This is a genomic window from Synechococcus sp. A10-1-5-1 (assembly GCF_023115425.1).
GTDB lineage: Bacteria > Cyanobacteriota > Cyanobacteriia > PCC-6307 > Cyanobiaceae > Vulcanococcus.
Map to the genome: position 1 here is coordinate 35,811 of NZ_CP096032.1, position 19,565 is coordinate 55,375.

A 19,565-nucleotide genomic window follows, 5' to 3' on the forward strand; every position below is an offset into this window, starting at 1 on the left:
GCCCTTTGTGCGCTTTCCCACACCCCGTTAATGACAGCTTGTGCCCAAAGCCTCCCTTAGCCCCCATGGCGGAGCTAGCCCGGGTCGATAGCGCTCACCAAAGGGGGCTGACTGCAATGGTCAGTAGCTCAGTTGCTTCAACAGCCTTGCCGCCACCGCTGAAGGAAAGCGGCCAGCGGGAGGTGTTCTGTGGTCTGACGTCAATCGTCTGGCTGCACCGCCGCATGCCGGATGCCTTTTTTCTGGTGGTGGGCTCACGCACCTGCGCTCACCTGATCCAGAGCGCCGCCGGGGTGATGATTTTCGCGGAGCCTCGCTTCGGCACCGCGATCCTTGGCGAGCGGGATCTGGCGGGTTTGGCCGATGCCAATGAGGAGTTGGATCGGCTTGTGGCGCAACTCTTGGAGCGGCGTCCTGAGATCCGCACCTTGTTCCTGGTTGGGAGCTGCCCCAGCGAGGTGATCAAGCTGGATCTTGCCAAGGCATCCGAGCGGCTGAACCAGCAGCACGCCGGGCGCGTGACGGTGATCAACTACACCGGCAGCGGGATCGAGACCACCTTCACCCAAGGTGAGGACAGTGCCCTCCAGGCGCTGATTCCCCTGATGCCCAAGAGCGATCAGCCCCAGCTGTTGATTGCCGGGACCCTGGCTGATGCGGTCGAGGACCGACTGGTGGGCCTGTTCCACAAAATCGGCATCGAGCGGGTGGCCAGTTTGCCGCCGCGGCGCTCCACGGAGCTCCCCGCAGTGGGCCCGGGGACCCAGTTGCTTCTGGCCCAGCCCTACCTTTCCGGTACGGCTCGGGCCCTGGTGGATCGAGGCGCCAGCTTGGTCGAGGCGCCCTATCCCTTCGGAGTCGAGGGCAGCCGGGACTGGATGGCGGCGGCGGCGAGGGCCTGTGGGATCGATCAGGCCCAGATTGATGCTGTTTTGGATCCCCTGGTGGAGCGCGGCCGGCGCGCCTTGGCTCCTCACCGGGAGGTGTTGGAGGGGAAACGTCTCTTTCTGCTGCCCGACTCCCAACTCGAGCCTGCCCTGGCTCGCTTTCTCTCTCGGGAATGCGGTATGGAGTTGGTGGAGGTCGGAACCCCCTATCTCGACCGTCAGTTGATGGCCCAAGAGCTGGCTCGTCTGCCTGAGGGCACGCAGCTCAGCGAGGGGCAGCACGTGGAAAACCAGTTGCAGCGGGTTCGACAGCAGCGCCCCGATTTGGTGGTCTGTGGTTTGGGCCTTGCCAATCCCCTTGAGGCCGAGGGGATGGCGACCAAGTGGTCCATCGAGCTGGTCTTTAGCCCCATTCATGGCATTGATCAGGCCGGAGACCTGGCCGAACTCTTTGCCCGTCCCCTGCGTCGCCGCGGCGCTTTGCAGTTCTCCTGATTCGCCCCCGATGGAACTCACGCTCTGGACCTATGAAGGCCCCCCGCACGTTGGGGCCATGCGTATCGCCGCCTCCATGGAGGGGGTGCATTACGTCCTCCATGCCCCGCAGGGCGACACCTATGCCGATCTGCTGTTCACGATGATTGAGCGGCGGGATCGGCGCCCGCCCGTCACCTACACCACTTTCCAGGCCCGGGACCTTGGCGGTGATACCGCTGAATTGGTGAAGCGCTCCATCACCGATGCGGTTGAGCGCTTCCAGCCCGAGGCATTGCTGGTGGGTGAGAGCTGCACGGCTGAGTTGATCCAGGACCAGCCCGGGGCTCTGGCGGCCGGCATGGACCTGGGCGGAATTCCGATGGTCAATCTGGATCTGCCGGCCTATTCGAAAAAGGAGAACTGGGGGGCGGCCGAGACCTTCTATCAGTTGGTTCGCAGCTTGCTGAAGTCGCAGTTGCCCGAGCCAGGTGCACCCAAGTTGGATCCCACCCGGTGGCGCTCGGAGAACCGGCGTCCGCGGGTCAACCTGCTGGGTCCTTCCCTTTTGGGTTTCCGCTGCCGCGATGACGTGCGGGAGCTGACGCAGCTGCTCGCGAGCTATGGCATTGATGTCGCGGTCGTTGCTCCCCTGGGTGCGCGGCCGGCTGACCTGCTGCGCATTCCCACGGCCGACGCCAACCTCAATCTCTATCCCGAGGTCTCGGGTTCGGTCTGCAGTTGGCTTGAGCGTCAGTTCGGCCTGCCGGCGGTGAAAACCGTTCCGATCGGCATCGGTGCCACGGTGGAGTTCCTGCGGGAGTTGCATGGCGTGCTCGGCCTGGAGTTGCCTGTGGATCTGCAGCCCGGCGCCGATGGCCTGTGTCAGGCGGAGCGACGCTCACGGCTGCCTTGGTATTCCCGCTCCGTCGACTCCACTTATCTGACGGGTAAGCGCGTGTTCGTCTTTGCCGATGGCACCCACGCCCTCGCGGCGGCTCGGATTGCCAGTCGCGAACTCGGCTTTCAAGTGGTGGGCCTTGGCACCTACAGCCGGGAGATGGCTCGAGAGGTCAGAGCCCTGGCGGCTGAATTGGGGCTGGAGGCTCTGATCAGCGATGACTACCTGGCGGTTGAAGCGGCCATGGCGGAGGCCGCACCGGAGTTGGTGCTGGGTACCCAGATGGAGCGCCACAGCGCCAAGCGTCTAGGCATTCCCTGCGCTGTGATCAGTGCCCCACTGCACGTGCAGGACGTTCCGGCCCGCTATGCCCCGCAGATGGGTTGGGAGGGGGCCAACGTCATCTTCGACAGTTGGGTCCACCCCCTGATGATGGGGCTAGAGGAACACCTGATCGGCATGTTCCGCCACGACTTTGAGTTCGTCGACGGCCACCGCAGTCACCTGGGGGATGGTGCTCCCGCTGCCTCATCGTCGGTTGAGGAGCCCGCTCCGGCGGCGGTTGCCGTTGCTGGTGGCATCCTGAGCTGGAGTGCCGATGGCGAAGCGGAACTGGCCAAGATTCCCTTCTTTGTCCGCGGCAAGGTCCGTAAAAACACCGAGGCCTACGCCCGCGAACAGGGGCTCGCTGTGATCGACAGCGAAGCCCTCTACGAAGCCAAGGCCCACTTCAGCCGCTAAATCACACGGCGTCGATCCCATCCCCCGTGACCGGAGGTTCTCTGGTCACGGGGGATGTTTTTTGAGCTGTATCAGCCCAACGCTCCATTGGCAATGAATTGAGTATTGCTACCTAGTTCATTGTGTTCGAACCCTGATTTGTGTGATTCAACTGTTTCGCTTTGCATGGCTGTGTCTCACGGCAGCCCTGGCAGGCCTTGGATGGTGGCAGGACTTCAAACCACAGGTTTTGTTCGCTGTGGTTTTCCCTTGATTTATGACCACCACGCTCAAGCGCCCCGACGGTGAGGGCAGCGTTCAGGTTCATCAAGATCCCTCGATGAACATCGAAGAGGGGGCGTTGGTCATTGCTGTTTACGGCAAGGGTGGCATTGGTAAAAGCACCACTAGCTCCAACCTCTCAGCGGCCTTCTCCAAGTTGGGCAAACGGGTTCTGCAGATCGGTTGCGACCCCAAGCACGACAGCACCTTCACGCTGACCAAGCAGATGGTCCCGACGGTGATCGACATCCTCGAGGGGGTGGACTTTCACACCGAGGAGCTGCGGCCTGAGGACTTTGTCTTTGGTGGATTCAATGGGGTGCAATGCGTCGAGTCCGGTGGCCCTCCGGCCGGTACGGGCTGCGGTGGTTATGTGACTGGGCAGACCGTCAAGTTGCTGAAGGAGCACCATCTCTTGGAAGACACCGATGTGGTGATCTTTGATGTGCTCGGAGACGTTGTTTGTGGTGGTTTTGCAGCGCCCCTGCAACACGCCAACTACTGCTTGATTGTCACGGCCAATGACTTTGATTCGATCTTTGCGATGAATCGGATCATTGCGGCGATCCAAGCCAAGGCGAAGAACTACAAAGTGCGCCTGGGTGGGGTCGTGGCTAACCGCAGCCGCGACACCGATCAAATCGATCGTTTCAACGACCGGGTCGGTATGAAGACCATGGCCCATTTCCCTGACCTGGATGCGATCCGTCGCTCGCGCCTGAAAAAGTGCACGATCTTTGAGATGGAATCCACCCCCGAAGTCGAGGCGGTTCAACAGGAATATCTGCGGCTCGCCCAGTCGATGCTCGAGAGCGTGAAGCCCCTGGAGGCAGAACCGCTGAAGGATCGCGAGATCTTTGATCTGCTCGGCTTCGATTGACGCTGGTACCGGCCTAGAGCCGCACCTTGGTCACCTCGGCCTTGATGCTTCCGCCGCGGGTACCCACATCGATGGGGGCCCGCGTGAAAATCTCCACGCGGATGCCGCCTCGGGCAATGCTCCAGAGCCCTTGCGCCAGAAGCGCAGCGCAGATCACTGTGGCCATGGGCCAAAGCAAGGGCTGAATCCGTTCTGGGCCCTGGCCGCTGAGCAGCAGTGCCGTGGCGACTCCACCGCCGAACCCGAGCAGCATCAGCAGGCAGGACTGGGCAGTTCTGTTCAAGAGCTCAAGCTGGAGCAGGCAGTCAGCAGGAGTTGCTCAGCAGGGGTGCCCACGGCCGGAACGCGCCAGTCGCCCCAGTTCGATCCAGCCCTCTTGCGGTTGATGGTCATGTCGCGGCAGTTCACCGCTAAGGCCCGATCGGGAATGCTGCCCTTGGGATTGGTGTCTGGAGTTGAAGGCCAACTCAGGCCGCCGATGGCCGTTGGCCTTGTCACGGCCCGCCGCCAGGGGGTAATCCAGACGTAGGGGTGACTGTCAAAGGGCTTCCAGCTTGTCCAATCCACCTCGACATCGCCGAAGCGCCGCCAACGTTCCTGCTCTTCCTGCTGTCGCTCCCGCAGGCGCTCCAAGATCGCCTGCTGCTCCGCTGTTGAGGCACTGCTGGCCGTCTCAGCCAGGGCTGTGGGGAGGCTCGTGCCCATCAGCAGGACCACGCTGCCTGAAAGCGCGGGGAGTAGGGGGACGCGTTGAGTCATGGCCAGCGCCTCAAGGTAGGGGGGGCAGCGGTAGGGGGGAAACCGATTTCAGGGCGTCCTTGATGGTGACGGTGACGTTGCCGCCGATCTGGTTGACCCCCACCTCGCCATTCACCAGCAGCGGTTCATCGCTGAGGATCTCCACGGGTTCGACGATCTTCTCAACCGCCACCGGCTTCTCAATTCGCCCCACATCGACGGGGAGGGACTCATTGGCCTTCACGGGGAGAGCCGAACTGGCGCTGACGGCGACCGGCAGGGAGCCATTGGCCTGAACCTGGACCGGGGTCAGAATCTTCTCAACCTGAATCGGTCCCTTCAGCACCACCGGAAAGGGCATTTGGCGCTTGACGGCGATCGGAATGGGTTGCCCCAGGATCTGGATGGCCGCCAAGGCTGCTGACCAGGTGGCGAGCACAATGGCCAGGGGCCACCGACACGCCATGGCCAAGAGGAACCAGCGGGGCTGGTCCTGGGCATTCAGTGGATTCACCGGCCTGCCCATCGGCAACCCTGCAAGGCTTGCCGTAGGCATACATCAGGGATGAGGGGTTGTCATCCCTACTGCAAGGGAGACGTTGGACTAGCCCAAGCCGACCAACTTGAGCGATTCTTCCCAAACCCCCTGTGCGGTTTCGGGGTTACTGGCTTTATCGGAGAGTTCTTGGCTGAACTGTTTCCCGCCTTGCTTCTGGCGATTGCCCCAACTCCAGTGGACCCCTGATGTGCCGAAGCTTGGATCGGCGACAACCTGGGCGACCCGCTCCCCAGCAAGAGCCTGGCTGACGTAGCCGCCGGTGACGTTCTTTTGGAACCAGGGGAAGATCTTCTGGAAGGCCCGCGGAGTGTTCCGGAACAGCGGGGTGTCGGCGACGCAGCCGGGATAGAGGGAGCTGAAGACGATCCCCGTGGAGTCGTGCAGGCGGCGATGCAGCTCCTGCGTTGTGATCATGTTGCAGAGCTTGCTGTCTTTGTAGGCCTTCCCAGGTTTGAAGGTCTTGCCATTGGCCATGGCAATCGGAGCCTTGAACCCGGCTTTAAAACCGCTGAGGTCGCCCAGGTCGGCCGGCGCAGGGATGGGGATCTTGCCCCCAAGCTCCTTGGAGTTCGCGGTCACCGTGCCAAGGATCACCACCCGCCGGGAGGGATGCTGTGAGGCCTGCAGCTGCGGCAGCAGCAGTTGGATGAGCAGGAAGTGCCCCAGGTGGTTGGTGGCCATGGAGAGCTCGTAGCCCTGGGGAGAGCGCTCAGGCTCCTTGAGTCTCGGCTTGTAGACCGCCGCATTGATCACGAGGGCATCGAGGCCGAAGCCCAGGGAATCGATCAGGGTTTCAACGCCCACCCGGACGCTCTCGAGATCCCCAAGATCCATCCGGATGTGGTGGAGCTTCTCGCGCGCAATGCCAAGGGCATCGGCTGCGGCTCCGGCACGCACTGGATCCCGATTGGCCGTGACCACCGTCCAACCCCGATCGGTCAGGGCTTTCACGGCATTGAGTCCAACCCCTGAGGTGGTGCCAGTCACCAACACCGCACCGGCACGGCCGGCTGTTTCCGGGAGGTTGCTTGAACTGGTTTCGCTGCTGGCGGTCATGGACCCAAAAACTGCCCGCAACAACTTACGGAAGCAAAGGCCTCAGGGGTTCGCGACTGGGTTGGACGGTTGCTGATTGGAATCCGGGCTGGCTTGCTTCCAGACCACCCGCAGGCGGTTCGGCGCAATCCACTGGTCTTGTTCTTGGATCAGCTTTTGCTCACCGCCCACGTTGAACAGGCGATCAAAACGGTTTTGGGCCTTGAGCAGCTTCGCTTTCTGGATATCCAGAACGGCTGTGATTTCCCCGTAGCGATCCAGGCGCTCCTGGTAGGCCCCAGCCAGTCGCACCAGGCTGACGACTGCCACCAGGGACAGGCCAACCTTGAGGGAGAGCCCGATGGATCCGTAGAGCAATTCCTGAGTTGGGCTCGAAGCTCTGAGCTGCGGAGCCGGCTCTGGCTCAACAACGCTCAGCTTGGGCTCACTGCGCTGCTGAGGGCGGCCTGAATGGCGACGGCCACGGACGGGCTCAGCTTTGGACTCTTGAGCAGTTCTGCTCCGATTTGCAGATCGCCGCTGCGATAGCTGGGCAGATCGGGAGGGGCTCAAGGGGGTAGAGGAGTCGGGAGAGACGCACCGCTTCTAGCAGGTCGTCCCTCCCGTGCCAAGGGATCAGGCGCGATAGAGGCTGGCGGCAAGACGCACTGCGAGCACGCCAGCGTGGGCGGCCACCACCAGGGCAATCAGAATTTCAGCCTGGGTGAGGGACATGACCGTCGAGAAAAACACCATCCCATTTTCACGCAGATGGTGGTTCTGGCTAGGGAGGAAGCCTGGGCCTGTCACAGCTCGACACCCCTGGGGGATGGGCTCGCTACGGTCAATTGGCACTCCTGAAGAGATCTTTGGTGTCTGGTCTTGCTCCTGAGGGCATGCTGTCGATCTCGGCGCAGCAAGTTCAAGACCAGAGTCTCGAACCCCTGCAGCCTTGGTTTGCCTTGGACCCCAAGGACCTGCTGCAGGCCAGCGGCAGCCTCACGCTCAACTTCGATTGGCCCCGCGCAGCAGAAGACCCCCGCGAGCTCTCCGAAATCACGGAGCTGCGGCTCTGGAGTCTTCGCGCTGATGCCCTCTGCCCTTGGCTGCCTCTTCTGCTGGAGCGCAGCAGCGGTCAGTTGACCCGCCATGTGGCGATGCTGCTGCCCCACCAGTTCAGCCGCAGCGAGGGGATCCGCTTCGCCCCAGACAGCCTCGAGCTGTGGATGACCCACCGCCTCTATCTGTTGGATCACTGGTCCAGGGGGTATGGCCTGAACTGCCGCGGCAACCTTGAGCAGATGGCGGCCGTGCTCGGTTTTGAGCTGGATGGCAGCTTCTGGAAAGAGCATCAGCACCACTAGATCCAGGCCAGCCCAGCTGCTAGAGCCAGAGCAGCAGGGCCCGCCGGCCCACATCAACGGCCAGCAGGATGCAGAGCAGCCTGATCAGTCCCACCAGACGTTGTTCGGACACGTTCTGCAGGTGAGCGGCCGACCACTGGGCAGCCGAGGCGGCAGTAGCCCCGAGGACCAAGCCGATCAGCAGTTGCGCCCTGCCGTCGCCCCAGAAGGTGATGGCAGCCACCAGGGATGAGGCGAAGACCGCCATCGTGCTCAGCCGAATCGCTTGATAGACCCCCAGCTGCAGTCCTCGCACCATCAGCGGCACCATCACCAGGCCGCCGCCGACGCCGAGCAGCCCGCTGGAGAGCCCCGCCACCAGACCGACACCGACCAGGCCGGGCACGGGGACAGTGGTGCGGGTCTCGCCGTTGGCTTGTTTGGGACGAATCACCACGGCCAGGAGCCCGTACATCAGGGCTTGCAGGGCCAGCAGTTGCCAGCCCTCCAGGCTGTGGCCAACTCGGCTGAAGAGCCCCCCGCCACAGGCTGCCCCCGCGCAGATCGCTAGGGCCGCTTGTCTGGGCACCTGACCGCTGCGCCAGTGGGTCAGGCTGCCCGCCATGGTGGTGGGGACGATTGCCAAGGTGCTGGTGGCCAGGGCCTGATGGGGCGGCAGTCCAATCCAGAGCAACAGGGGCGAGAACACCAGCCCGCCGCCGATGCCCAGCAATCCCGAAAGCAATCCGGCCAAGATGCCGAGTGGCAGCAGAGGCAGGAGCTCCCAGGTCATGGCGTCGCCGACTGCAATTGCGCATCCTGTCAGCTCCATGACCTGGCGTTGGATCCCTCCGCTGACGGCTGACGGCAACCGGCAGATGGCCATCGACCGCTGGATGCTGGCCCAGCAGTGCGAGGAGAGCGGGTCCCCGATGCTTCGGCTCTACCGCTGGAGTCAGCCGACCTTGTCCCTCGGGCGGCATCAACGCCAGATCGATCCCCGCTGGATGGCGCTAGCCCAGCAGGGTCGTTTGCGCTTGGTCAGGCGCCCCAGCGGTGGTCGGGCGGTGCTGCATTCCGGCGAGTTGACCTATGCCCTGGCCTGCCGGCCGAGTACGACCCATCGGCTTACGGCCTATGCCGAGGTCTGCCAGTGGTTGTTGGCGGCTTTCAAGGCGTTGGGAGTGCCGCTGGCATTCGGCTCCGTCAAGGCCGCGGAGGCGGCGCAACGGGGGAACTGTTTTGCCAGCGGTACGGCCGCTGATCTGATCCAGGCCAACGGCGCCAAGCGCATCGGCAGTGCCCAGCTCTGGAGTGGGGCCTGCCTGCTGCAGCACGGCAGCGTTTTGCTTCAGCCGTCCCAGGGGCTTTGGCAGGAGGTCTTCTCCAGTGCCGCTCCGGATCTGGATCCCTTGCCTGAGTTGGCGGTGATGGAGGCGCTGCAGGTGGCGGCGCGTGATCACCTCTGTGGAGGGGATCTACAAACGATGGACCTGAACGCCAGCGAGTGGAAGCAGATCCAGCAGCTGGAGGGCGGAGCCTTCTTGTCCCCTTAAGCCTCAGGATTGCTTTCGATGGTGCGCGCCACCGGCGGCAACATCATTCCCAGGGGATAGACGCCCTGGCGACGCGCTGCTTCCAGGATGGGTAGCGGAAGACGGACGCCCAGTTCCTTCAGGACCCTTTCTGCCAGCTCCGGTCGCTCCAACGTGCCACTGGGTAAGCCCGCGGGACCGAGCACCAGGAGTCGGTTGACCTCAGGTTGGTCGAGCTGCAGGATCGCCTGCCAAAGCGGTGCCTCATCGCGGATGGTCGGCAGTTGATCGAGCGGTTGTAGATGGTCTCCGACGGTTTCTTCATCCCACCGCTGAACGGGCAGGCTTTGCAGGGGAGCATCGGTGACGAATCCCTTCCAGCGGCCGCGATCACAGACCAGCAACCAGTCAGCTAGACCGTTCTCGTCGCTCACTCGAATCCGGCTGAGCTCCCGCAGTTTGGTGTCGGCCTCTAGAACCCGGAAACGCCTTTGGGCGGCATCTTTGACCTGCAGTCGGCGCAGCACGCTTTGGAGGGCGAGCATCTGCGTTTGGTTGCGGGCGGCCCCCAGGCCAAACCAGCCCAGCAGCATCAACCAAATCCCAGCTACCCCCGCTCCCCGCAGCAGCAGGAAGGCACCAAGGCCGATGGCGGTGAAGGCCAGCACCTTGCCGCTGGCGGTGGCCACCTGGATGCCCTTGCGTTGGCTTCCGGTGAACTGCCAGACCAGCGCCTTGAGGATGAGGCCGCCGTCGAGGGGGAGTCCGGGCAGCAGGTTGAACAGAGCCAGGATCAGATTCAGGCCACCCAGCTCGCTCACCATCGCCCCGAGCAGGGGAGAGGCATGGCTAGCGCTGTGGGTACTCAGCAGCAGCAGGGCGGAGAGGGCCAGGCTCACCAGGGGGCCAGCGGCGGCCACCCAGAAGGAGCCCATGGCCGTCGGGCACTCCCGCTCCACACTGGCTACCCCACCGAGGAGGAACAGGGTGATGCTGCGGACCTTGACCCCCTGACTCAGCGCCACCAGGGAGTGACCCAACTCATGGAGCAGCACCGAGACGAAGAGCAGCAGGGCGGTCAGTAGGCCAATGGCCCAGAGCAGGGGCTCCTGGGCTTGCGCTGAAAATTGCTGGCTGTACTGCTGTTGGAAGGCCACCGTGGCCAGGGCCAAGATCAGAAACCAGCTGGGGTGAATGCGCAGGGGGATGCCCTGAATCCGCATCAACTGCCAGCCTTCCCCCACACGTCCTCGTCCTTTGCCCTGATCCTAGAAAGGTTCTGCTTCTAGGGGCCACGGCATGACGGCGCGTCCAGATCCCTCGCTTGGGCCCCAGCCTTGGTTGAAGGTCTGTGGATTGCGCACCCCTGAGCAGGCCTATGCCGTTGCCGCCCTTGGCGTGGATGCCATCGGGGTCATTGGCGTCGAATCGTCCCCCCGCTGGTTGGCCCAGGACGCGAGGCCTGCGCTCTTCTCGGCGGTGCGTCAGGCCTCCAGCCGTTGTCTGGGCGTCCTGGTGGTGGCAGATCCCACTGATCAGGACGTTCCGGTGTTGGGCCCCGCTGGAGGCCATCAGGTGCTCCAGCTCCATGGTCAAGAAACCCCGGAGCGCTGCTTGCAACTGCGTCAGGCACTGGGCCCTGATCTTCTGCTCTGGAAAGCCTTGAGAATTCGGCAGCCTGACGATTTACAGCGGGCGGCCGACTACGGGGCTGTGGTCGATGGGTTGCTGCTCGATGCCTGGGTTCCCGATCAGCTCGGCGGGACGGGCCATCGCATCCCGATCGAATGGCTCAGTGGCTTTCAGCCAACTCTGCCCTGGTGGCTCGCGGGTGGCCTGAATCCAGATCGGATCGCCCCGGCGTTGCAGGCGCTTCAACACCAGCCCCCCTCTGGATTGGACGTCTCCAGTGGGGTGGAGCGAGCTCCCGGTGATAAGGACCTGGCCAAAGTGCAGCAGCTTGTGGCCGCCTTGGCTCCCTTCCGCCAGGATTTGAGCAACTAAATCGAGCCCATGGCCGCTCAGCGCTCCGCCCCCGTGCTCTTGGGCTTGACCCTCGCGTTGGCGTCAGGCCTTGGTGCACGGGCCCAGGACTTGGTGGGCTGCCGGCTGGTGGGAGCGAGCCTGCAGTGCATTCCTGGTGTCACGGAGAGCGCCCAACAACAGATCCGTACGTTCCGCGATCAGATCTCCGCTGATCTGGAGCTTGATGGAGCCATTCAGCAGCAGATCGATGGCTTGCAGTCGTTGGTCATTGCCGGTGAGGCCATTGAGGGGGAGCTGCTGCAGGCCACCCTCCAGGCCGATGCCAATGCCGCTGTCGCGAATCCCCAGTTCCACTGGTACCGGAAGGGGACCGCTGACCGTACCTGGCTGTTGATCGAAACAGCGCAGGGCACTCGCTATGTCCCGGCACCTGTGGATGTCGGTCAAAACCTCATGGTCGTGGCCGTGGTGAAGCAGAACGGCCAGGTCAAACGAATCGCCTCCACCCCGATTGGCCCGGTGCAAGCGCCTTGAGGGCTGCTCAGCCCAGCATCGACTCCTGTTGCTTGACCAACTCGAAGAATTCAGCCTTGAGGCTGGAGTCGTGGCGGAAGTCACCGCGAACGATGGAGTTCACCATGCTGGTTTGAGGCTCTTTTACCCCGCGCCACTTCATGCAGTAGTGCTGAGCCTTGACCAGGATCGCCAGACCCTGGGGCTCGCACAGACGCTCAATTTCATCGGCCAGGATCATCACGGCCTCCTCCTGGATGTGAGGACGGGAGAAGACCCAGTCAGCCACGCGGGAGAACTTCGAGAGACCAATGACCTGATCACCGGGCTTGATCCCGATCCAGCAGTTGCCCAGGATGGGAACCAGGTGGTGTGAGCAGGCGGAACGCACCGTGATCGGCCCCACGGTGTAGATCTCGTCAAGCTTTTTGACGTTGGGGAAGCTCGCGATCTTGGGCTGATGGTGGTAGCGGCCCTTGAACACCTCGTGGAGGTACATGCGGGCGACGCGCTCCGCAGTTTCCTCAGTGTTGTGGTCGTTATCGATATCGATCACCAAGCTGCGTAGCAGCTCGCGCACCTTGCCTGCAACCTCGATCTCGAGTTGATCGAGTTCACCGTCTTTCAGGTGCTCGGCAATGTTGTCGTTCGCCAGAAAGGGGACGCCGGCAGACTCAAGGCGTTCGCGGATGCGCCGGCTCACAGGGGCCAACTGACCGGGAATACTCGAGGGCAGGGTTGAAGTCATGAACAGATCCCGGGCTGCGTTCAAAGAACGCCCGCGGCGGGCATAAGGGTGATGTCCTCCACAACGTTGGAGGAAGGTTGCTGGGCCAAAGACAACAGCGTCTCAGCCACGCGCTCTGGTGTGAGCATGGCACGCCGGTCGAAAGAACTGTGGACGGTCTCGCTGTCCCAGAGGGGGGTGTTTACCGCACCCAAGGTGAGGGTGGAGACGCGGATCCCGTGCTGGCGTTCCTCTTCCGCCAGACAGCGGCTAAAGGAGGCAAGTGCGGCTTTGGTGGTGCAGTAGGCCCCCCATTCCGGGAAGGCATTGCGGGCCGCATGGCTGCTGACGTTGATGATCAAACCGCTGGTCTGGCGGAGGCTTGGCAGGACCGCCTGGCAGGTTTGAACAACACTGGTCAGGTTGAGCTGCAGCAACCACTGCCACTGCTCTAGGGGCATCTCGGCCAAAGAGCCCGTGTAGGCCGCCCCGGCATTGTTGATGAGCACGGTTGGAACGAGCCCCCGGGCCAGCAAGTTCTCGAGGGCAGGCGCAATGGCCTGGGGATTGGAAAGATCCACAGAGATCGTTTCCACGCGGCAGCTGTCGCTGCGAAGTTCCTGGGCCAGTTGCTCGAGATCCTGCTCGGACCTGGCCAGGAGCAAGAGCTGATAGCCCGCTTTGGCAAAGGCCCGTGCAGCGGCAGCTCCAATGCCCCTTGATGCCCCTGTGATCAAGGCGACGGGAGGTAGTGCGGAAGCAGAGGAGCTCAAGGGCGCTGGCGGGCCATAGGAGCCCCAATAAAACCGTAGAAAACCTTAAGAGCTGAGGCTCGTGTCTTGGGCTCCGGATTCCAGGTAGCGCCCCATCCGCCGGAATTTGGCGTAACGCTGATCCACCAGTTGCTCTTCACTGAGGGCCAGGAGGACCGCCAGCTGTTGCATGAGGGCGGCCTTCAGGTTCTCTGCGGCCTGGCGCGGGGCCCAGTGGTTGCCGCCGGAGGGCTCGGCAATGATTTCGTCGATGATTCCCAGCTTCAGCAGATCCGGGGCGGTGATTTTCAGGGCTTCCGCTGCAACGGGCGCCTTGCCGGCATCCCGCCAGAGAATTGAGGCACAGGCCTCGGGGCTGGCCACGGTGTAGACGCTGTGCTGGAACATCAGAAGCCGGTCAGCCACTCCGATGCCAAGGGCTCCGCCGGAGCCCCCTTCGCCAATGACGGTGGCGAGGATCGGAACCCGCAGCTTGAACATCTCCCGCAGGTTCACCGCAATGGCTTCACCCTGACCCTGTTCTTCCGCCAGCAGACCGGCGTAGGCCCCTGGGGTGTCGATGAAACTGAGGATCGGCAGACGGAAGCGATCGGCGTGATCCATCAGACGCATGGCCTTGCGATACCCCCCCGGTGAGGCCATGCCGAAATTGCGGGCCACGTTCTCCTTGGTGTCCCGCCCTTTCTGATGCCCCAGCAGGACCACGCCTTGCTCGCCGATGCGACCAACCCCGCCAATGAGGGCTTGGTCATCGCTGCCCCGACGGTCCCCATGCAGTTCGATGAATTCATCGGTCAGCACCTGGATGTAGTCGAGGGTGCTGGGCCGCTGAGGGTGACGGGCGACCTGAATCTTCTGGGCCGGGCTCAGGTTGCTGAAGATCTCTTCGCGCCGCCGTGCCGCCAGGGTCTCCAGTTGCAGCAACTGCTGACTGACGTCAACTTCAGAATCCTTGGCCAGTTGCCGGATTTGGTCGATCTGCTCCTCCAGCTCCACCAGGGGCTTCTCGAAGTCGAGCAGGGGACGACGGGCCATGGCAGCGGGTGTGAGGGGCAGGGGAGCGAGCGTTGAACCGGAGGGCCTTAGGCAGCGGCCAGTTCAAGGTCGGGGTTGCCGGAGCTGGTGGGGGATTGCTTCAGGCCGATGGCGCGGAAACCGTGCCTCAGGGAGGCTTCACCAATGAGCTCCATGTTGGCGATGGAGATGCGGTTGCGTCCCCAGCTGAAATTCGTGTGGATGCCCTCAAATTCCAGCAGCATTGCCTCTGCAAAGCAAGCGAACAACTGGCGTTTGGGGTTTTCCATCTCCACAACTTCCATCATCTGCCAGCTGATGTCCTGCCAGAACTCGACGATGCCGCCTTTGAGGACATGGACACCTTCTCCGGCCACCTTGGCGTCGAGGTTCTTGGGGTAGCCGCCGTCAATCATCAGGCAGGGTTTGCGCAGGCTCCCCTGATCGATCGTCAGGGTTTGGGGCAAGCTCGCGACCCAAACCACCACATCCGCTTCAGGGAGTGCTTCTTCGAGGCTGAGGACACGACCGCCGCCAAGGGACTCTTGGAGGTCCAAAAGTCGTTGTTGTTGCCGGGCGACCAGCAGCAATTCACCCACTCCCGTTTTTTGGGAGAGCCAACGGCAGACCGCACTGCCGATGTCACCGGTGGCGCCGACCACGGCAACCTTGGCGCGGCTCAGGTCAATGCCAAGAAGAGGCGCATTGGTTTCAACCTGTTGGCAGATCACCCAGGCGGTGTGGGTGTTCCCCGTGGTGAAACGTTCCCACTCCAGGGTGGTGTTGCGAATTTGTTGGAACTTCGAGAGGTCGTAGTTCTCGAAAATGATGGAGGTGAATCCCCCCAGGGCCGTGACATTGATGCCGTTCTTCTGCGCCAACTCCATGGCGTTTTGAACCTTTCGGGTTGCTGTCTTGAAGCGACTCAGCATCTCCGGCACGAAGCAGGAGTCGATGTAGGTCCCCTGGATGGTTTTCCCAGTCTTGCTCGTGACCTCGAAGGTTTCGAGCAGCTGAGGCGGCGCTGAACACCAGGAGAGCAGGTCCGCCTCGGCCATCTCCTGAAGCCCCAAGTCGCGGGCCTTCTCTTGGGCCTGCGCAAAGCTGCTGGAGTGACCGATCAGACCAAACATTCGTGGGGGCTCTCCTGGTTGCACACCGGCCAAGAAGACACCTGATTAAAGGCCAGCGCCGGTTCGTTCAGGCTGATGTGTTCAGCCGACCAGGGCGGCAGCCGCCATGCGGGCGATTTCGCGGGTGGTGAAACCGATCTCGGTCAAAGCTTCTTGGTAGGCGATCAGGAAGTCTTCGATCAGGTCTTCCTTGTCCATTTGCAGCACGGCTGCATCACCGGCCACCTCATCCAGCATGCGGCGGATCAGGGGCAGGTTCTCGCGGTTGGCCTCCTCCAGTTCCTCACGGCAGGTCTCGAGATTGGCCTTGAGCCAGACCTCGCCGTAGTTGAGGTGGGTGTACTCGTCCTTCACCACGCCCTCGGTGATCTTGCGGGCGAAGGGATCAGCAACTGGGATATAGATGTGATACGCCGAGATGGCAAAGGCTTCGATCAGCAGAGCCTGGATGAGGAGGCAGGTCGGAACCTTGCCCTCATCGAGGGCTTTTTTGAAGTTGCCGTGCAGGGGAGCGAAGAACTCCTTGGCGAAGGCCATGTCGGCGGTCACACCAAGGTTGTTGGCACAGGCGGTGAAGCCCTTCATGTGCTTCAGCTCCATCCGAGCCAACTTGGTCAGTTCCTCGGCCTGATCGGGCAGAAGGGTTCCGATCGAAATGTAGTTGTCGTGGGCTTCCTGCTCGCCCTCGATCACGATCGCGTTGATCCGGCTGTAGGCGTCTTTGTAGTTCGGGCAGGTGAAATCGGGAAGCGCAGTCGCGCCCGCCGTAGGCAGATCAGTGGCTTCAAGGGTCGCCATGGCTACCGAGAACACGTTGCAATGGAATTGACTGTAACCATCTCCACAAGCTCAAGACGGTGTTTGGCAGCGTTTGCCCACTTCCGCTTGCTTGAACTTCCCGATTCTTCAGCGCTGCGCCAGCAGTGTGTGCGGTTCCCTAGGCGGCCATTCACTGTTGAGGAGATTGGAGAAGAGCTCGCTCCAGCCCTGCACCAGCCGCTGCTGAAGGGCCTCACCCAAGGCTGGACTTGCTTGGGTGGCATCGCCGACCACACCGCTGGAGCTGAGGTCTTGGCTGAGCCAGGCATTGGGCACGGCTCCCTCCAGACTCCAGCCCTGGGGAGGGGTTTGGGCCTGGAGGCCATCAATGGGACGCTCGGGGCCGACGAGCTCAGGGTTCAGCTGCAACATCAAGCTGGTTTCCGCCAGTCCGGCATGAAGCCCTTGGCTGCGTTCTGGCTCGGGGATTAGGCCACCGATGTCCTTTGGACCGCTCCAGAGGAAGCAGGGCAGTACCCCCAGGGAAGGGTGGGCGGCGCGGAGTTGGCGGGCCGCGACCTGCAGGAGGGCGATTTGACCGCCATGGCCGTTGAAGAGCACCAATCGCTGGAAACCGGCTGCCGCCAGCTGAGCTCCGACGACTTCAACGCTGCGAAGGAGCAGTTCGGCTGGGAGGCTCAGGGTCCCCGGAAAGCTCAGGTGCTCGGGTGAGAAGCCAAGACTTTGCACCGGCAGACGCCAGATCGGGGCCTGAACGGGCAACGCCGCGAGCACTTGATCCAGGATCCGCTCGGCAAACAGCGCATCGGTTCCCAGGGGGAGGTGCGGGCCGTGTTGTTCAAAGGCGCCAAAGGGCCAGACCACCGTGCTTCCGGCGGTTTGCGCGGCTGCTTGAACGGCTGGCCAGTTCAAGTGATCGAGGCGACGAGACCCCTGACGGGAGTTTGCGTCTTCGCCCATTGGGCTGTCTTCGAAGAAGGAGGGTCGTCCCTACAGTGTGGCCCTGTGCATCTTTGCTTGGTCATGGCCGGTTCCGGCACTCCCCAGCCTTCCCAGCCCTCGGCCAACCAGCAACCCACCTCGGCACGTCCGGTGCCCCCGTCGCCGCAGCGTCCCGCCGCCGCAGCGCCGCCGCCGGTTCGCAAGCCCCCCCAGGTTCTGCAGATCAATAAGAAGGAAGAGCAGCTGCGTTTAGAGCGCGAAGCCGCTGAAGCCCGCACTGCTGCCGAAGCGGCGGTTCAGCGCGCGGCTGAATTGGAAAATGCCGCCCGCGCGGCCCGCGGTGAGGCCGCGGTTGCACCCCAGCGCCCTCAGGCCTCCCCGGCCACCAGCCCGTCCAGCACTGACGACGAGCTGTTTGACATGAGCGGTTTTGAAGGCCTGAGCATGGCTGATCTGCTCGGCCCCGATGACCGCAGCAAGGGTCGCCGTGCCGGTGGATCCCGAATGGCCACACCACAGGCCAAGCCTGCGGCTGTTCCTTCCCGTTCAGTCGACGACTTCGACTTTGACGAAGAAGCCTTCCTGGCGGCCCTCGATGAGCAGGATTTCGTCGGCACGACCGGGGAAGTGGTCACCGGCACGGTGATCGGTATGGAGAGTGACGGGGTTTACGTCGACATCGGCGGCAAAGCCCCAGGCTTTATGCCTAAGAAGGAATGCGGCCTTGGTGTCATCACCAACCTCAAGGAGCGCTTCCCTAAAGGTCTGAGCGTGGAAGTGCTCGTGACCCGCGAGCAGAACGCCGATGGCATGGTCACCATCAGCGCCCGCGCCCTGGCCCTGCGCCAGAGTTGGGAGAAGGTCCGTGCCTTGGAGAAAGAAGGCAAGGTCCTGCAGGTCAAGGTCAACGGCTTCAACCGCGGCGGCATCACCTGTGATGTCGAAGGTCTGCGCGGTTTTGTGCCTCGCTCCCAGCTGCAGGACGGTGAGAACCACGAGGCGCTTGTGGGTAAGACCCTTGGCGTGGCTTTCCTGGAGGTCAACCCTGACACCCGCAAGTTGGTGCTCTCTGAGAAGAAGGCGGCAACGGCAGCCCTGTTTCAGAACCTGGAGGTGGGCCAGTTGGTCGAAGGTCAGGTGGTGGCGATCAAGCCCTACGGCTTGTTTGTGGATCTGGGCGGCATCAGCGGACTGCTGCACCACTCCGTGATCACGGGTGGTCAAATGCGCGATCTGCGTGAAGTCTTCGGTCAGGGTGATCGGGTCAAAGCTCTGATCACCGACCTGGATCCTGGCCGCGGCCGCATTGCCTTGAACACGGCCCTGCTGGAAGGTCAGCCTGGTGAGTTGTTGATCGAGCGCGACAAAGTGATGGCTGAGGCCGTCGATCGTGCCAACAGGGCTCGTAACGTGCTGCGTCAGCAGGAACAGACCGCCGGATGATTCAGGCCGCCGAGCCCGCGAGTCCTGCCCGACTGCAGGCGGATTGGGAGCTGGATTACTACTCCCGTCCGATCCTCGAAGAGGATGGAAAGAAGCGCTGGGAGCTACTGATTTGCAGCTCCCCCTCCGGTGCCAATTCAGACCGAACGTTTCAGTGGGTCCTGAATTGCCCCGCCGCGAGCGTCAACTCCCAGTGGTTGAAGACGGCCCTGGAGCAGGCGCTGGATCAGGCGGATGCCGAGGGATTTGACCCGCCCCGCAAGATTCGCTGTTGGCGCTCGTCCATGCGCACGATGGTGCAACGGGCGGCTGAGCAGCTTGGTCTTGAGCTTGTTCCCAGCCGCCGTTGCTACGCGCTCGTGGAGTGGCTTCAGGAGCGACAGGCCACGGTTTACCCCGAGGAAGAGGGCTACATGGCTGGCCCCCTGGCTCCTCCTCCGCAGCCGATTCAGCCCGTGGCTGTTCCGCTGCCCGAGGCGGCTCGCGGGGATAGTTGGTCCTGGGCTTCCCTGCCGATCAGCGCCCTGCGCGAGGCGATGAATTGGGACACCAGCTTTGCGGGCTTGGTTCCCTTGCCGGCGTCCTTGGACGATGAGCTGATGGTCAGTGGCTTGCGCTTGTTCAGCGCCAGTCGTTCCTTGGCCATTGCCGGTTGGGTCTCCGGCCTGGAGCCCGTTCGCCTGGAGGTCTCCGGCCAGCAGCTGGTGCTCGAGGCGGGGCAAGAGGACCGTTGGCTCCTGGGGCAGCTGGAATCCGAAGAGGCTGAGGCGGCGGCGGCGGCTTTCCTGGCCGCCCGCGGCCAGGCAGGCGGTGTTCAATTCCTGGCGGTTCAATCCAGTCCCGATCAACCCGGGTTTGATGGGTTCTGGATCCTGCGTGATCTCCCCGATGCCTAAAGGG

General features: G+C 62.8%; 23 protein-coding genes. 9 read left to right on the forward strand and 14 right to left on the reverse strand.

Translation table 11 applies throughout. The features are described 5' to 3' along the window. The first annotated feature begins 116 nt into the window (after positions 1-116). From MY494_RS00190 to bchL, 3 genes are all read left to right on the forward strand, one after another. Positions 117-1,382, forward strand: a complete 1,266-nt coding sequence (locus MY494_RS00190) for a ferredoxin:protochlorophyllide reductase (ATP-dependent) subunit N (protein ID WP_247912074.1) — start codon at positions 117-119, stop codon at positions 1,380-1,382. Between the two features lie 10 nt (positions 1,383-1,392). After that, complete coding sequence (locus MY494_RS00195) at positions 1,393-3,003, forward strand: ferredoxin:protochlorophyllide reductase (ATP-dependent) subunit B (protein ID WP_247910735.1); 1,611 nt, start codon at positions 1,393-1,395, stop codon at positions 3,001-3,003. A 256-nt stretch (positions 3,004-3,259) separates the two neighbouring features. Then, positions 3,260-4,144, forward strand: a complete 885-nt coding sequence (gene bchL / locus MY494_RS00200) for a ferredoxin:protochlorophyllide reductase (ATP-dependent) iron-sulfur ATP-binding protein (protein ID WP_247910736.1) — start codon at positions 3,260-3,262, stop codon at positions 4,142-4,144. 13 nt (positions 4,145-4,157) lie between these two features. On the opposite strand, the gene MY494_RS00205 is transcribed toward bchL, so the two are convergent. From MY494_RS00205 to psaM, 6 genes are all read right to left on the reverse strand, one after another. Then, on the reverse strand, positions 4,158-4,427 hold the full coding sequence (locus MY494_RS00205; protein WP_247910737.1) for a hypothetical protein: 270 nt from the start codon (positions 4,425-4,427) through the stop codon (positions 4,158-4,160). Beyond that, complete coding sequence (locus MY494_RS00210; protein WP_247910738.1) at positions 4,424-4,903, reverse strand: hypothetical protein; 480 nt, start codon at positions 4,901-4,903, stop codon at positions 4,424-4,426. The genes MY494_RS00205 and MY494_RS00210 overlap by 4 nt, the downstream gene beginning before the upstream one ends. A gap of 10 nt (positions 4,904-4,913) precedes the next feature. After that, positions 4,914-5,408, reverse strand: coding sequence for a hypothetical protein (locus tag MY494_RS00215; RefSeq protein ID WP_247910739.1), 495 nt, complete (start codon positions 5,406-5,408; stop codon positions 4,914-4,916). Positions 5,409-5,486: 78 nt separating this feature from the next. After that, positions 5,487-6,497, reverse strand: coding sequence for a protochlorophyllide reductase (locus MY494_RS00220; RefSeq protein WP_247910740.1), 1,011 nt, complete (start codon positions 6,495-6,497; stop codon positions 5,487-5,489). A 42-nt stretch (positions 6,498-6,539) separates the two neighbouring features. Continuing rightward, complete coding sequence (locus MY494_RS00225) at positions 6,540-6,854, reverse strand: hypothetical protein (RefSeq protein WP_247910741.1); 315 nt, start codon at positions 6,852-6,854, stop codon at positions 6,540-6,542. Between the two features lie 258 nt (positions 6,855-7,112). Beyond that, positions 7,113-7,232 carry a photosystem I reaction center subunit XII gene (gene psaM / locus MY494_RS00230; protein ID WP_247910742.1) on the reverse strand — a complete coding sequence of 40 codons (120 nt, stop codon included), beginning with the start codon at positions 7,230-7,232 and terminating at the stop codon, positions 7,113-7,115. A gap of 140 nt (positions 7,233-7,372) precedes the next feature. Here psaM and MY494_RS00235 point away from each other — a divergent pair, with 140 nt between their 5' ends. Continuing rightward, positions 7,373-7,840 (forward strand): CRR6 family NdhI maturation factor, encoded by a 468-nt coding sequence (locus MY494_RS00235; protein ID WP_247910743.1) that lies wholly within the window; start codon positions 7,373-7,375, stop codon positions 7,838-7,840. Between the two features lie 19 nt (positions 7,841-7,859). Here MY494_RS00235 and MY494_RS00240 read toward each other — a convergent pair whose 3' ends face one another. Continuing rightward, on the reverse strand, positions 7,860-8,612 hold the full coding sequence (locus MY494_RS00240; RefSeq protein WP_247910744.1) for a sulfite exporter TauE/SafE family protein: 753 nt from the start codon (positions 8,610-8,612) through the stop codon (positions 7,860-7,862). A gap of 37 nt (positions 8,613-8,649) precedes the next feature. Here MY494_RS00240 and MY494_RS00245 point away from each other — a divergent pair, with 37 nt between their 5' ends. Next, entirely contained in the window at positions 8,650-9,375 is a 726-nt protein-coding gene (locus MY494_RS00245) for a lipoate--protein ligase family protein (protein WP_247910745.1), read from the forward strand. On the opposite strand, the gene MY494_RS00250 is transcribed toward MY494_RS00245, so the two are convergent. Then, positions 9,372-10,598, reverse strand: coding sequence for a site-2 protease family protein (locus tag MY494_RS00250; protein ID WP_247910746.1), 1,227 nt, complete (start codon positions 10,596-10,598; stop codon positions 9,372-9,374). The genes MY494_RS00245 and MY494_RS00250 overlap by 4 nt on opposite strands. A 55-nt stretch (positions 10,599-10,653) precedes the next feature. On the opposite strand from MY494_RS00250, the gene MY494_RS00255 reads away from it, so the two are divergent. Next, positions 10,654-11,358: a phosphoribosylanthranilate isomerase gene (locus MY494_RS00255; protein ID WP_247910747.1), complete on the forward strand. Its 705-nt coding sequence runs from the start codon at positions 10,654-10,656 to the stop codon at positions 11,356-11,358. Between the two features lie 9 nt (positions 11,359-11,367). Next, positions 11,368-11,874, forward strand: coding sequence for a hypothetical protein (locus tag MY494_RS00260; RefSeq protein ID WP_247910748.1), 507 nt, complete (start codon positions 11,368-11,370; stop codon positions 11,872-11,874). Positions 11,875-11,881: 7 nt separating this feature from the next. On the opposite strand, the gene folE is transcribed toward MY494_RS00260, so the two are convergent. The 6 genes from folE to MY494_RS00290 form a co-directional block, all read right to left on the reverse strand. Further along, complete coding sequence (gene folE, locus MY494_RS00265) at positions 11,882-12,601, reverse strand: GTP cyclohydrolase I (RefSeq protein ID WP_247910749.1); 720 nt, start codon at positions 12,599-12,601, stop codon at positions 11,882-11,884. Between the two features lie 20 nt (positions 12,602-12,621). Further along, positions 12,622-13,353, reverse strand: coding sequence for an SDR family oxidoreductase (locus MY494_RS00270; RefSeq protein WP_247910750.1), 732 nt, complete (start codon positions 13,351-13,353; stop codon positions 12,622-12,624). 45 nt (positions 13,354-13,398) lie between these two features. Next, positions 13,399-14,388: an acetyl-CoA carboxylase carboxyltransferase subunit alpha gene (locus MY494_RS00275; RefSeq protein WP_247910751.1), complete on the reverse strand. Its 990-nt coding sequence runs from the start codon at positions 14,386-14,388 to the stop codon at positions 13,399-13,401. Positions 14,389-14,435: 47 nt separating this feature from the next. Further along, the gene (locus MY494_RS00280; RefSeq protein WP_247910752.1) at positions 14,436-15,500 is read right to left on the reverse strand and encodes a long-chain acyl-[acyl-carrier-protein] reductase; all 1,065 of its coding nucleotides are present in this window, start codon (positions 15,498-15,500) and stop codon (positions 14,436-14,438) included. Between the two features lie 81 nt (positions 15,501-15,581). Beyond that, positions 15,582-16,298, reverse strand: coding sequence for an aldehyde oxygenase (deformylating) (locus MY494_RS00285; RefSeq protein ID WP_247910753.1), 717 nt, complete (start codon positions 16,296-16,298; stop codon positions 15,582-15,584). A gap of 108 nt (positions 16,299-16,406) precedes the next feature. Further along, complete coding sequence (locus MY494_RS00290) at positions 16,407-17,240, reverse strand: creatininase family protein (protein ID WP_247910754.1); 834 nt, start codon at positions 17,238-17,240, stop codon at positions 16,407-16,409. A 63-nt stretch (positions 17,241-17,303) separates the two neighbouring features. On the opposite strand from MY494_RS00290, the gene MY494_RS00295 reads away from it, so the two are divergent. Further along, positions 17,304-18,665 (forward strand): S1 RNA-binding domain-containing protein, encoded by a 1,362-nt coding sequence (locus MY494_RS00295; protein ID WP_247910755.1) that lies wholly within the window; start codon positions 17,304-17,306, stop codon positions 18,663-18,665. After that, positions 18,662-19,561, forward strand: coding sequence for a Tab2/Atab2 family RNA-binding protein (locus MY494_RS00300; RefSeq protein ID WP_247910756.1), 900 nt, complete (start codon positions 18,662-18,664; stop codon positions 19,559-19,561). The genes MY494_RS00295 and MY494_RS00300 overlap by 4 nt, the downstream gene beginning before the upstream one ends. The last annotated feature ends 4 nt before the right edge of the window (positions 19,562-19,565 follow it).